Annotated in this window: 12 protein-coding genes; 11 read left to right on the top strand and 1 reads right to left on the bottom strand. The window is 39.4% G+C overall.

Going from position 1 to position 13,997, the window contains the following annotated elements:
* Positions 1-625 precede the first annotated feature (625 nt).
* The 4 genes from tnpA to OB69_RS13535 all read left to right on the top strand — a co-directional run bounded on the left by tnpA (position 626) and on the right by OB69_RS13535 (position 4,296).
* Complete coding sequence (gene tnpA, locus OB69_RS13550; protein ID WP_053224283.1) at positions 626-1,078, top strand: IS200/IS605 family transposase; 453 nt, start codon at positions 626-628, stop codon at positions 1,076-1,078.
* 614 nt (positions 1,079-1,692) lie between these two features.
* Complete coding sequence (gene ispG, locus OB69_RS13545; protein ID WP_053224282.1) at positions 1,693-3,678, top strand: (E)-4-hydroxy-3-methylbut-2-enyl-diphosphate synthase; 1,986 nt, start codon at positions 1,693-1,695, stop codon at positions 3,676-3,678.
* Between the two features lie 12 nt (positions 3,679-3,690).
* On the top strand, positions 3,691-3,912 hold the full coding sequence (locus OB69_RS13540; protein WP_053224281.1) for a DUF6728 family protein: 222 nt from the start codon (positions 3,691-3,693) through the stop codon (positions 3,910-3,912).
* A gap of 27 nt (positions 3,913-3,939) precedes the next feature.
* Positions 3,940-4,296, top strand: a complete 357-nt coding sequence (locus OB69_RS13535; protein ID WP_053224280.1) for an MmcQ/YjbR family DNA-binding protein — start codon at positions 3,940-3,942, stop codon at positions 4,294-4,296.
* Positions 4,297-4,310: 14 nt separating this feature from the next.
* Here the strand turns inward: OB69_RS13535 and OB69_RS13530 are convergent, their stop codons facing one another.
* A complete protein-coding gene (locus OB69_RS13530; protein ID WP_053224279.1) occupies positions 4,311-5,192 on the bottom strand; it encodes a tetratricopeptide repeat protein in 882 nt (293 codons plus the stop codon).
* Positions 5,193-5,651: 459 nt separating this feature from the next.
* On the opposite strand from OB69_RS13530, the gene hisG reads away from it, so the two are divergent.
* The 7 genes from hisG (at position 5,652) to OB69_RS13495 (ending at position 13,928) form a co-directional block, all read left to right on the top strand.
* Positions 5,652-6,512 (top strand): ATP phosphoribosyltransferase, encoded by an 861-nt coding sequence (hisG, locus tag OB69_RS13525; RefSeq protein ID WP_053224278.1) that lies wholly within the window; start codon positions 5,652-5,654, stop codon positions 6,510-6,512.
* The gene (gene hisD, locus OB69_RS13520) at positions 6,509-7,798 is read left to right on the top strand and encodes a histidinol dehydrogenase (protein WP_053224277.1); all 1,290 of its coding nucleotides are present in this window, start codon (positions 6,509-6,511) and stop codon (positions 7,796-7,798) included. The genes hisG and hisD overlap by 4 nt, the downstream gene beginning before the upstream one ends.
* Entirely contained in the window at positions 7,791-8,837 is a 1,047-nt protein-coding gene (hisC, locus tag OB69_RS13515) for a histidinol-phosphate transaminase (RefSeq protein WP_053224276.1), read from the top strand. Before hisD ends, hisC begins: the two co-directional genes overlap by 8 nt.
* A gap of 149 nt (positions 8,838-8,986) precedes the next feature.
* Positions 8,987-10,084 carry a bifunctional histidinol-phosphatase/imidazoleglycerol-phosphate dehydratase HisB gene (gene hisB / locus OB69_RS13510; RefSeq protein ID WP_053224398.1) on the top strand — a complete coding sequence of 366 codons (1,098 nt, stop codon included), beginning with the start codon at positions 8,987-8,989 and terminating at the stop codon, positions 10,082-10,084.
* A gap of 125 nt (positions 10,085-10,209) precedes the next feature.
* Entirely contained in the window at positions 10,210-11,130 is a 921-nt protein-coding gene (locus tag OB69_RS13505) for a hypothetical protein (protein ID WP_053224275.1), read from the top strand.
* Positions 11,131-11,248: 118 nt separating this feature from the next.
* The gene (locus OB69_RS13500; protein ID WP_053224274.1) at positions 11,249-12,520 is read left to right on the top strand and encodes an acetyl-CoA hydrolase/transferase family protein; all 1,272 of its coding nucleotides are present in this window, start codon (positions 11,249-11,251) and stop codon (positions 12,518-12,520) included.
* Positions 12,521-12,662: 142 nt separating this feature from the next.
* Positions 12,663-13,928 (top strand): SMP-30/gluconolactonase/LRE family protein, encoded by a 1,266-nt coding sequence (locus OB69_RS13495; protein ID WP_053224273.1) that lies wholly within the window; start codon positions 12,663-12,665, stop codon positions 13,926-13,928.
* The last annotated feature ends 69 nt before the right edge of the window (positions 13,929-13,997 follow it).

Raw genomic sequence — 13,997 nt, 5'->3', positions numbered from 1 at the left:
TGTGGGTTCTTATAGCGGAATTATTTGTTTGATAGCCATATTCAGCTCTTTCAGTGCTAAAGACTTTATATAGTTACTATTCCCGAAGGACTTCGTCCTCCGTTATGTTATGTCGTCCTTTCAGGACTTGCTTCTGAAGTTACTGATGTTGTTCTCTTTTCATCTAGAATTTGCTGTGGGTTCTTATAGCGGAATTATTTGTTTGATAGCCATATTCAGCTCTTTCAGTACTAAAGACTTTATATAGTTACTATTCCCGAAGGACTTCGTCCTACATTATGGTATGTCGTCCTTTCAGGACTTTTTCTTTCGTAACTATTAAAGTGGACTGGAATACACTCTCCTTTTAGGGTTGAGTAAATGAAAAACTCTTTAAATATGAACTTGATAGATTTTCCTGATCCCAAGCCCTGAAAGGGCGAGATACCATTGATGTAACCTAAATTTTAAGCCCTGTAGGGGCGAAATGTCATAAGAATGGGCGAGAAGCCCATTCGATTAATATAGACTAACACTCTCAGCCCTGTAAGGGCGTAATATTTAGGATTAAATAATTAGATAGGAATGTGTTCTAATGAAATTTTCTTTAAATTATTCTTATTATGAATATTAGAGTGAATTAATAATGGGGCAATCATTAGTTCAGAACTACATACATATAGTATTTAGCACGAAATATCGTCAGCACCTTATACACCCGCCTTATGAAGAGGAGCTACATAAATATTTGGCAGGCATTTGTAAAGAACTCGACTGTCCAGTTCTAAGGGTTGGTGGTTATACGGATCACGTCCACGTGTTGTGTAAACTCTCTAAGAATATTGCCTTATTCCTTTTAGTAAAGGAACTCAAAATGAACTCTTCCAAATGGATAAAAACGAGGCATGAAACCTTAAGTAACTTTTACTGGCAGAATGGTTACGGTGCTTTTTCGGTCAACCCTTCAGAGGTAGACAGGGTAATTAAATATATCGAAAATCAGCATGAACATCATAGAAGGAAGACTTTTCAGGAGGAGTACAGGGCCTTCCTTGTTAAGTACAGAGTAGATTTTGACGAAAGATATGTTTGGGATTGATACTTCTCCCCTTCAGGGCTGAGGGACTTATGTGGTTTATCATAATATCGAAGGACTACGTCCTCCGTTATATTATATAGCCCTTTCAGGGCATCTCTTCTAGAAATTTTTACAACTACTTCTTAAATGAAAACTGATTTGATGTGGTTTTTTCCCAGGATTTAGTCCTTTGCTATACTATGCTGTTCTTTCAGAACCTTTCTTTCTGTAAGTATTGGGATTCTAAATGTAATGTTCAGAGTTGTGAAACGTGTTCTTTTTGAACTTAAGTTCCATTCGATATGGATACAGCTTTTCTTGGGTATACGTATGCTTTGCTATCTATTCGGGGCAAAAGAAATGAAAATTAGTTAGGTGTGAATTTGATGAAGTGTGCCAGTCTCAAGCCCTGAAAGGGCGAAATATCTTAAGGATCGGCATAGCCCATCCTTGAATACAGCCATACCCACTAGCCCTGAAGGGGCGCTATGTTTAACTTTGCGTAGTTAAATCTTTGCCCGAAGTAGATGTTTGTTGCGATAAAGTCAATACAGTTTGGGTATCACCCAACCTTTCCCTATTTCGTCTAACATTTTAATTCATTTCAAGTTAACTTTGGAGCAAGCATAAAACGCATGGATTCAGCAGTAAGCGCAGTAAAGAAATATTGCAACAGCCTAGTAAAATACAGTCGAAGAAAAACCATTCCGGTTCAGGTGGGCAGCGTAACTATTGGTGGCGATCGCCCTATTGTGGTGCAGTCGATGACCACCATTGATACCATGGACACCATGGGTTCGGTGGAGCAAACTTTGCGCATGGTAGCTTCGGGTTGCGAGTTGGTGCGTATTACGGCCCCCAGCTTAAAAGAAGCCGAAAATCTTCGTGCTATTAAGGAAGAATTGAAAAAGCGTGGTTGTAATGTTCCACTTGTAGCCGACATCCATTTTACCCCAAATGCTGCAGAACTGGCGGCAAAAATTGTAGAAAAGGTAAGGGTGAACCCAGGCAACTATGCCGATAAAAAGAAATTCGAAAATATAGAATACACTGACGAAACTTATCAGGCGGAGCTGGACAGGATTCGTGAGCGTTTTACGCCTTTAGTAGAAATTTGTAAAGCGCATGGAACTGCCATGCGAATAGGCACTAATCACGGTTCACTTTCAGATAGAATCATGAGCCGTTATGGCGATACCGCCTTGGGTATGGTGGAATCGGCACTTGAGTTTTTGCGCATTTGCGAAGACTTGGAGTACTATAATATCGTGCTGTCTATGAAGTCCAGCAACACGCAAGTGATGGTAGAGGCCTATCGTTTGTTGGTACAGAAATTAGACGAAGAAGGCTTAAAACCTTATCCGCTACATTTGGGGGTTACCGAAGCAGGCGAAGCTGAAGACGGCCGAATCAAGTCCGCAGTGGGAATTGGTACTTTGTTAGAAGATGGGCTAGGAGACACTGTCCGTGTTTCGTTGACCGAAGAACCAGAGTTTGAAGCTCCTGTGGCGCAAAAGCTTGTCGATAGATATCATAACCGACATGAGCATAAAACCATAACCGAGATTGACGAAAACCCAATTGATCCGTTCTTGTATCACAAACGTCACTCGAGAGAAGTAGTAAATATTGGCGCTTCCAATGTGCCGCGTGTTATTGCCGATTTGAGTCAGTTTGAAGAAATTACCATTAAAGATTTAAAGAACGTTGGACACTTTTATTTGCCAGAACCCGATAAATGGCGAATGAATGACCAAGGTGCAGACTACGTTTATTCAGGCAATAAGGCAATTGATTTCATGCTGCCGAATGGATTGAAGGAATTGGTTGATTACCCGCAATGGAATGCCTTGGAAGATAAAACGAATCGTTACCCTGTTTTTACTTTCGATCAATTGGCCGAAGCAGAAAATGCTGATGATCAACTCAATTTCATTAGGTTGAAAGCCGATGAATTGTCGGAAGATATAATGACGGTGTTGGAGGCTTCTAACTTGGTTGTGATTTTGGAAACTGAGAATGAACATGCCATGCCTGCTTTGAGACGTTTCTTTTTCGAGTTGGTGAAAAGGAAGTTGTCAGTTCCGGTAATCGTATCGAGAAACTACACCGTTACTGATGCCGAAGAGTTTTTGATTCATGCGTCTACCGATTTTGGTGGTTTGTTGGTCGATGGATTTGGAGACGGTGTAATGCTTCAAGTAGATAAGCAGTCCGATAAGGAAACTCAACTGGCTGATTTAAAGTTGAAGAACGAGACAGGCTTTGGTATTTTACAAGCGGCTCGTACGCGAATGACCAAAACCGAATATATTTCTTGTCCGTCTTGCGGAAGAACCTTGTTCGATCTACAAGAAACCACGGCTATGATCCGAAAACGCACCGATCACTTGAAAGGAGTGAAAATCGGAATTATGGGTTGTATTGTAAATGGCCCAGGCGAAATGGCCGATGCTGATTACGGTTATGTGGGCTCGGGCAAAGGAAAGATTACCTTGTATAAAGGTCAGGAAGTAATGAAAAGGGGAGTAGCCTCTGAAAAGGCTGTGGACGAATTGATTGACATTATTCGCGAAGACGGCAAATGGTTAGAACCCGAATTGGTAGGTGCTGAACTTTAAAATAGAAATGTGATGAGTGAAGAAATTAAAAATGAAGAGCAAAGGGATTCAAAACTAACTGCCAAAGAAGCCTTTAATTTTGGTCCTGTTTTGGGATATTTTTTCAGAAAGAAAGATCCTTCGCGGCCTACCAATTTCAATATCAAGGCCATGCACACCATCAATAAAATTTCGATCATTATGTTTTTAATCGCAGTAATTGTGATAGTAAGCAGAGCGATTGGAAGGATGTAAGTATAGTCTTACCTAATTTTTTAAACTATGTACATTGATGAATTCAGAGAATATTGTATTGCAAAAAAGGGGGTAACTGAACACACTCCTTTTGGTCCAGATACCTTGGTTTTGAAAGTAATGGGCAAAATGTTTGCACTCACTGGCCTCGATGTATACGAATACATCAATTTAAAATGTGATCCTGAATACGCTGCCGAACTCAGAGAAAGAGAACCCGGAATTACCCCGGGCTGGCACATGAACAAAAAGCATTGGAATTCTGTAAAAACCGATGGTACAGTTTCAGAAAATCTACTAAAAGAACTGATAGATCACTCCTATAACCTTGTAGTGGAAGGTTTACCCAAGAAGGTTAAAGAAGAGTTCTTGAAGATGGACTAAGTCAAACTCGCTTTTTAGTTTCCTTTTAATTTCTTGAGTTGTGCTAAAGCATTTTCGTCTTCTGGGTTTATTTGGATAACCTTTTCAAAAGTAGAGATGGCCATTTCTTTTTGACCATTTTCAGCCAGAGCATTTCCATAACGATTAAGCACACTCGGAGTATAAGGATTAATGATTGTATTGAATTGTAATACCAACAACCCTTGTTCAACCCTGTTAGAACTCATTAAAACTCTGCCTAAAGTATGTAATTCGCCACTTTTGCCAACCAAGTGGTAGGCCTCATTAAGATGAGTATTCGCATCTTTATATATGTCTGTCATTGAATTTTGCTCGAATAAATCAAGCAAATAGGTAGCTGCTCTATAATTGGGTTCTGAAGGATAACCTAAGGCAATTTGGGCCAAGTCGGTTTTTAAATCATTGCGCGGAGTTTCTACAATTCTAGCATATTCTTCTCCATTATTCTTGAAAATGAAAGTAGGTACTCTGTGAATTTTCTTACCTTTTTCTTCTCCTTTTGGTCCTTGTTTGTATTTCTCTTCTCCATCATAAAGCGCAGTAAAAGAGAGTTGCTTTCGATCTAAACCCAATTCATCCCATAATTTCAGAAAACTCGGCACCCATTTTTGACTGTCACCACACCATGTGCCTAAGTAGATATCCACTTGAGTATTTTTCAAGGCTTTCTTCCATTTGTTATCGCCTTTTTCTACCGTGAATTCAGCATAATTTTTATTAAACCACTGCTGATAAACACTATCCTGCTGTAAGTATTCCACGGGGAATTTTCCAGCCAAATGACTTTGCCCTTCAGCGTTTTTATAAGTGGTGATTTCCTGAGCAGTAGCGTTAAAGATTAAAAAAGTGAGCAGGGCTGAAAAAAATGACTTCATGTTAAAAATGGTTGTATAATGTTTTGAAATATTTTGAGGAGAGCAATTTAATACAATCTAACTTTTGTGAATTCATTAAGCTGATTAAATAAAATTAAGGTAGGAGAAAATCTTATGATAAGGTTAGAATGTATTGAAGACGCGAATATCTACCTTTTTTAAAATAACTTTTGTCTAAACCATTTGCTTAGTTACCTTTGCTGTCGATGTTGAAAAACACACATATCGCTTCTATTACTGCACCACATGTGCATCATTTCCATCATCTCTCGTAAGAGAGATATATATAACACCCTACCCGGCAGGTTCTGTCGGCACATTCGATTCAATTTATTACCCATTTCAGTTTAGCAGTTCGCTTATGCTCGCTTTTCTGAAAAAAATCAAATCAATTTCTAAACATTTAGGGTTAGGTATGTTTTAAAATTTGATTTACCTGAACTCTACAAAATCATACAGATGAAAAATACTTTGCGCATAGCAGTACAAAAAAGTGGCCGATTAAGCGATGATTCCCTCGCATTAATTAAAGAATGTGGTATTAAAGTGAATAACGGCATGGGTAAGCTTAAGGCTGAAGCTTCAAATTTCCCTATGGAGTTTCTCTTTTTAAGGGATGACGATATTCCGGGTTACGTTCAAGATGGAATTGCAGATATTGGAATTGTAGGTGCTAACGAAGCTGAAGAAAAGGATAAGCAAGTGGATTGGGTGAAGAAGCTCGGCTTTTCAAAATGCCGCCTTTCTTTGGCCATCGATAAAGCAGAAACTTACAATGGAATTCAAGATTTTGAAGGCAAGAGCTTGGCCACTTCGTACCCGAAAATTTTAGGCGATTACCTCAAAGCGAATAACATCAATGCCGACATTCACGAAATTAGTGGTTCTGTAGAAATTGCCCCGAGCATTGGTTTGGCCTATGGAATTTGTGACATCGTTAGTTCTGGCTCTACCTTAATGAGCAATGGACTAAAAGAGGTAGAAGTAATTTTTAAGTCGGAAGCAGTAATGCTGGCCAACAAAAACCTTTCAGCGGAGAAAAAGGAAATCCTCGATCGACTTATTTTTAGAATTGATTCTGTACAGACAGCAAAAAACAATAAGTACATTTTGTTAAATGCGCCTAATAATTCTTTGGAGAGCATTATCAATATACTTCCTGGAATGAAAAGCCCAACGGTTTTGCCTTTGGCGACTGAGGGTTGGAGTTCTGTTCACTCTGTAATTCAAGAGGATGATTTTTGGGAGATTATTGAGGAACTCCGTAATGCAGGAGCGCAAGGAATTTTAGTGGTGCCAATTGAAAAAATGATTCTATGATTGTTTCCATTAACCCCAAAAGAGAAGAGTGGGAAGCTTTATTAAAGCGGCCTACTATGGAATTGGAAACCATTGAGGCCATAGTGAAGCCTGTAATGGAAGCAGTAAAAAACGAAGGGGATCAGGCTCTAATTGACTTTACCAAGAAGTTTGATGGGGTGGAAATCACCAATTTCGAAGTGTCTTCGGCTGAGGTTGATACTGCAGTAGACTTGGTGCCAGAAGAATTGAAAGCTGCTATTCGCATGGCAAAACAGAACATTGAGACTTTTCACGCTGCCCAAAAAGGGGAAGTATTGAAGGTTGAAACCATGCCCGGTGTGAATTGCTATCGCAAATCGGTAGCCATTGAAAAGGTTGGTTTGTACATCCCTGGAGGTACTGCGCCTTTATTTTCTACCGTTCTGATGTTGGCCGTTCCGGCTAAAATTGCAGGCTGTAAAGAAATTGTGTTATGTACGCCTCCAGATAAAAGCGGAAATGTAAATCCAGCCATTCTGTTTACGGCACAACTGGTGGGAGTGACCAAGATTTATAAAGTAGGTGGAGCACAAGCCATTGCGGCCTTAACTTTTGGAACCGCCACTATTCCGAAAGTGAATAAAATTTTTGGGCCAGGAAATCAGTTTGTTACAGCTGCCAAACAGCTTTCCACCAAATATGGATTGGCCATTGATATGCCTGCTGGCCCATCGGAAGTTGCAGTGTATGCAGATGAAACAGCCATTCCAGCTTTCGTAGCTGCGGATTTGCTCTCGCAAGCAGAACACGGTGCCGACTCTCAAGTGGTGTTGGTGGCTTCTTCTGACGAAATTGTTAATGCGGTTCAACAAGAAGTGCAAACGCAATTATTAGCTTTACCACGCGCAGAATTAGCTTCCAAGGCCTTGAAAAACAGTGTGTCAATTGTGTTAGAGAATAGAGATCAGGCCATTGATTTATTAAACGAATACGGAGCGGAGCACTTGATTCTATGTGTTGAGAAACCATGGGAAGTAGCGGATCAAATTATTAATGCAGGTTCTGTATTTATTGGGAATTATACGCCAGAATCGGCAGGAGATTATGCTTCAGGTACAAATCATACTTTGCCTACCAATGGCTATGCAAAAATGTACAGTGGTGTTTCTTTAGATAGTTATGTGAAGAAAATTACCTATCAGGAAATTACTGAAGAAGGACTTAAGAATTTAGGGCCTGTGGTAGAAATTATGGCCGAAGCTGAATTGCTTGAAGCACATAAGAATGCGGTTACTTTGAGACTTAAATCATTGAACAATGTTTGACGCGAATGCACTTTTAAGAACGCACTTGCAGAAGTTGGTGCCTTATTCGTCTGCCAGAGATGATTACAAGGGTAACGAAGGCGTCTTTTTGGATGCCAACGAAAACCCACTGGGTTCAATTACGGAAGAGGATTGGAATCGCTATCCTGATCCATACCAAAAGGAGTTGAAAACTAGAATTGCTCAAATCAAAGGGGTGAGGTCAGAAAATATCTTTTTAGGAAACGGTAGCGATGAACCTATAGATTTATTATTCCGAGCTTTCTGCGAGCCGGGAAAGGATAATGTGATCATCAATCCGCCTACTTACGGTATGTACAAGGTAAGTGCCGACATCAATAATGTAGAAGCACGCGAAGTACTGCTAACAGCCAATTATGATTTGGATGTGGAGGCAATTAAATCGGCCGTTGACGAAAACACGAAAATCATCTTTATCTGTTCCCCCAATAACCCAACAGGCAATGATGTTTCCTTGGATAAGATCGAAGAAGTATTGCGGTTTTTCAAAGGTATTGTTTTGGTAGATGAGGCTTATGTAGATTTTACAAGTAGACAGAGTTTTGCGCTGAGGCTTGAAGAATTCCCCAACTTGTTGGTGCTTCAAACTTTCAGTAAAGCTTGGGGTTTAGCGGCCCTAAGGTTAGGAATGGCTTTCGCTTCGGAAGAAATACTGGCCATTTTGAACAAAATTAAAGCACCTTATAACCTAAGTGGCTTAGTTCAAAAAACTGTTTTAAAAGCATTAGAAAACCTTGAGAAGAAGGATAGGATGGTGGATCAAATTTTGAAAAACCGAGAATCTTTAGGAGAAGCTTTAAAGCAAATCCCTATGATTAAAACGATTTTCCCTACGGATTCAAACTTCTTTTTAGTGAAATTAGAGAATGCTTCAGAAGTATATAAAAAGCTAATCGAACAGAAAATCATTCTGCGCGACCGTTCTAAAGTAGCGCTTTGCGAAGGCGGAATTAGAATTACTGTGGGCACTGAAAAAGAAAATGAATTGCTAATTGAAGCGCTCAAAAACTTAAATTAAACCCGTCATTGCGAGAAACGAACCATGCGAAAGCAATGGCTCGTGACGAAGCAATCTCACTGTACCTTATAAAGAGATTGCTTCATCACCTTTCTTCGCTATCGCAAGAAAGCCTCCTCGCATTGAAGAACAACATATTTAACCAAATGATGAAAAAAATACTCTTTATAGATCGTGACGGTACGATCATCGTTGAACCCAAAACCGACTTTCAAGTAGACTCTTTAGAAAAACTTGAGTTTTTACCAGGTGCTATTTCTAACCTCAGGAAAATTGCCGAGCAGCTAGACTATCTACTTGTGATGGTGACCAATCAAGATGGATTAGGGACGGAATCTTTCCCAGAAGAAACTTTTTGGCCAGCGCAGAATAAAATGCTCAAAACTCTTGAGGGTGAAGGGGTTGTTTTTGATGAAATTATCATCGACCGTACTTTTGCACACGAGAACGCACCAACGCGTAAACCTGGAACGGCTTTGCTTACTCAATTTACTAATGGTGATTATGATTTGGCAAATTCTTTTGTTTTGGGCGATAGGGAAACCGACATTCAATTGGCAGAAAACCTTGGGGCAAAGGCGATTTTTATTACTGAAGAACAAAACCCTAAAGCAGCATTAAGTACGAATAGTTGGGATGAGATTTTCAGGTTCTTGCAAATGCCTCAGAGAAAAGCAGAAGTACATCGTGTAACCAAAGAGACGGATATTCTCATTCAGTTAAATTTAGACGGAACAGGCCAATGCAATAATGAAACTGGTTTGGGCTTTTTCGATCACATGCTCGATCAATTGGGGAAACACTCTGGAGCAGACTTAACCGTAAAGGTGAAAGGTGACTTACATATTGATGAACATCATACTATTGAAGATACCGCTTTGGCTTTGGGTGAAGCTTATGCGTTAGCCATAGGAGATAAGAAGGGCTTAAACCGATATGGCTTTTTATTGCCAATGGATGAAGCTTTGGCTCAAGTGGCCATCGATTTCAGTGGAAGGCCCTGGTTGGTTTGGGAAGCTGAATTCAAGCGTGAAATGGTGGGCGATATGCCAACAGAAATGTTTATGCATTTCTTTAAATCCTTTTCCGATGCCGCCAAATGCAACCTAAATATTAAGGTAGAAGGCGATAATGAGCATCACAAAATCGAGTCTATTTTTAAAGCTTTTGCTAAGGCCATTAAAATGGCGGTAAAACGAAATGCAGATGAAATGGACATTCTGCCGAGTACCAAAGGTGTGCTTTAGGTTTGCTACAATTAATTACAACAGCCGAGAATTCTCGGTTGTTGTATGTTGATAAATACGCCTAATTGATCTCACATGAAATAAATGATTTCCTGGATTAGTAGAAAATTTTGTTATTTCGAGCGATGAAATTTCTAACGACTTTTTTTGCCTTGATATTGATAGGGCAAGTTCAAGCTCAAGATATGGATTGGTGGGATCGACTACATAATTATCCTAATGCCGCAGGCCCAGACCGACTCGATTATATTTCTATTTCGCCCGGTTATATGGGCCCCAATGCCCTCCGAATGCCTGTTTTGGGAAACGTGATTATTGACAATTATATCTCATTTGATATTCGCTACGAACACCATGTAGGGAATGGAGACATTACCGATAACGCCTTTTTGCAGTTCAATTTCCCCATTAAAAAAGATCGAGCCTTATTCTATGTAAATAGTATTCCAATCGAAAAATGGAATGTAGAAGCCTCAACACGAGATGAGCGCAGAATGACTGGTATTTCAGGAAAAGGAAAAACTACGGGAGATATTGCCTTTGGAGTTATTTACAAAATATTTGATGAAGACAAACTGGGGCCATTTAATTTTGCCATGCGTGCCCATTCAAAAACTACCACAGGCGGAAACTTGGCCAATGCCCGATATACCGATGCTGGAATGTTTTATTGGGAAGGCACATTCAGCAAGTCATTTTTCAGAAATGATGAATCTCGCTTTTTAGGTAAAATGATGTTAGGTTTTTACACTTTTCAAACCAACGTTAACCGTTTAATCAATGGTTCTACTGAAAGACAAAATGACGCTCCTTTATATGGCTTGGGTTTAGAATATCATCATTCAAAGTGGCAAATAGACACAGATTGGTCAAACTATCAAGGTTACCAAAAGCACCGCGATAACCCTTCTTTTCTTCGCTTTAATTTGACTAGGCAACTGAATGGCGGAGCCATAAGTTTAGGCTATCATCACGGTTTGAGGCAGTGGGATTGGGATACTTTTTCAATCAATTACAGAATTCATGTAAGCGAAATATTAGACTAGATTCTTGCGCAATTTAAGTCAGTAACCTTAACTGATATAAGTCATCTTTTTATCTAAGCGTCATCAGTCCTGATGCATTGTATTGCCTTTACCTTTGGTTTAAGAAAAAGGAAATATTATGGAATATACTACAGCCGAAAAGGCAGTTGAATTGATAAAATCAGGTGATAGGGTGTTTATTCACACCGCAGCAGCTACACCTCAAGCTTTGGTTCTAGCCATGACCAAGCGTTCGCATGAATTGCGCAATGTCGAAATATTTCATTTACATACAGAGGGCGAAGCTCCGTATGCTAAAAAGGAATTTGCGGATAGCTTTCATACCAACTCATTATTTGTTGCAGGAAATTGCAGAAATGCCATACATGAAGGGGATGCTGACTTTATTCCCTGCTTTTTAAGCGAAGTACCCATTATGTTCAGAAGAGGTGTGCTTCCTATTGATGTGGCCTTAATTCAAGTTTCACCACCCGATGCCCACGGTTTTACTTCTATGGGAGTTTCCGTAGACGCAAGTTTGGCTGCAGCTGAAAGTGCTAAAACGATAATCGCTCAAGTGAATCCTAATATGCCTCGAACCCATGGTGATGGAATGGTTCATATCAGAAACTTTGATGCGATGGTTTGGAGTGAAGAACCAATTTATGAAGCTAAAACACACCAATTAACAGATGCTGAGGTGAAAATTGGTGGTTATATCGCAGAAATGATTGAGGACGGTTCTACATTACAAATGGGAATAGGGTCAATACCCGATGCTGTTTTGGCTTCGCTAGGAAACCATAAAGATTTGGGAGTGCATACCGAAATGTTTTCCGATGGGGTTGTTCCTTTAATGGAGAGTGGCGTAATCAATAATAAGTACAAGAAGAAACATCCTTATGCATTGGTTTCTGGTTTTATGGTGGGTTCTAAAAAACTATATGATTTCGTAGACGATAACCCTTCCATCAGAATGCTGGATATTGAATACGTAAACGATACCCGTGTAATTAGGCAAAACCCCAAAGTAATTAGTATCAATAGTGCAATAGAAGTGGACCTCACGGGGCAGGTTTGTGCCGATAGTATTGGTACTAAAATTTATTCTGGAGTAGGTGGGCAAATGGATTTTATTCGTGGAGCCTCGCTTTCAGAGGGAGGAAAGCCAATTATCGCATTATCGTCTGTAACCAATAAAGGAGAAAGTAAAATTGCTTCTTTTCTAAAACCAGGAGCGGGTGTGGTTACCACAAGAGCCCACGTACACTATATTGTTACCGAATATGGTGTGGCTAACTTATATGGTAAATCATTAAGACAAAGGGCCAAGGCGCTAATCGATATCGCGCACCCAGATCATAGAGAACGTTTGGAGCGTGAGGCTTTTACACGATTTGTACATTTTTAAATACGTGCACAATGTAGAGTAAGGGTAATTTTTTTTCTAAGTGTTATTTGAACAAGACATTTTGAGGAGAAAATAGCTTCACATTAACTACCTTGAATTCCAGCTAAACGCTGGAATTCGTTTTTTTATGGTCATTCCGATTATGAACAAATCTTACTTAACACTCTTATTCTTTTTTATTTCTACTTCCGTTTTTAGCCAAAAAACCTTGAACGAATATTTTCAAGAAGGCCGTGCCGCCTATGAGGCCAAAGATTACAAGCTGTATTTAGAGGCCATGGAAACGATTGATGAAATTAGACCTAACAACCCAATGGTGGTTTATAATCTGGCGGGTGCTTATGCTTTGAATGGAAGGAAAATCAGAAGTATTCAAAAGCTCAATCAATTGCTATTGATGGACGCTACTTATGATTTCCAACAAAATGAAGATTTTGACAACATAAGAAGAAATAAAGGCTATGAAGAATTAATTGCCCTTCAAGCAAAATTGAATAGAGTAGAAGAGCATGATGAGGTTTTTAGAATTATAGATGCTGGTGAAATTCATCCTGAAAGCTTTGTAGTTATGGATAATGGCGATATTCTATTAGGAAGTATTCGCGAAAAGAAAATCATTCGGGTAGATCCCGATGGTAATAAAATTGATTTAGTGAAAACGGAATATGCCGTGTTGGGAATGCACATTGATTCGGCTAATGGATTGCTTTGGGCCGCAACCGCAGCCTTACCCGAAATGCTCGATTACAACCCAGCCGATAAAGGTAAAAGTTTGATTATGCAAATAGATCCAACTTCGGGCGAGGTAATTCAAGGTTTAGAATATGATGAAGGTACAACCATTGGTGATTTAGCAATTGACAAAGAATCCAGAATTTGGCTCTCTAATTCACTAGAACCTACTTTGGGTAGAGACAATACAGATACAACCGATTTTACTGGTGCTTTTATTAGAAAGCAATTCGACTTATCGAATGGTTTTTTCAACCTACAAGGTTTGGCTTTAAATGAAGACGAAAAGTATCTCTATTTGGCAGATTATATTACAGGAATTCATCGCATTGATACCGAAACGGATGATGTAGTAAAAGTCTTCGTTCCAGAAGAAATTTTGTTGAAAGGAATTGACGGATTGTATTACTATGAGAACAGTTTAATCGCCATCCACAATGGGGTGAAACCATATAGGGTAATGCAATATTTTTTAGATGAAACTGGCCAGTACATTTTGTTCGGAAGAGTGATTAATCAAGGAGGACCCTCATTAGGCGAACCCACTTTGGGACAAGTGAAAGATGGTTATTTCTACTATTTAGCCAACAGTCCATGGATTGCTTACAATGAAGACAGGGAACTTGATTTAAGCAAAGTAAAGCCCATTGAAATTAGAAGGATTAAGCTGAACTGATAAGAATTAGAAGGAGGGTTGTCGTCATCAACAAACACTAAAATTTGTCCCGTCCTAAATAAGCGATAC

Origin of the sequence: Roseivirga seohaensis subsp. aquiponti (assembly GCF_001267955.1) — a bacterium.
In the GTDB taxonomy this organism is placed as follows: Bacteria; Bacteroidota; Bacteroidia; order Cytophagales; family Cyclobacteriaceae; genus Roseivirga; species Roseivirga seohaensis.
The sequence above is the reverse complement of the archived record's forward strand: the minus strand, read 5'-3'. Positions and strand labels throughout refer to the sequence as shown.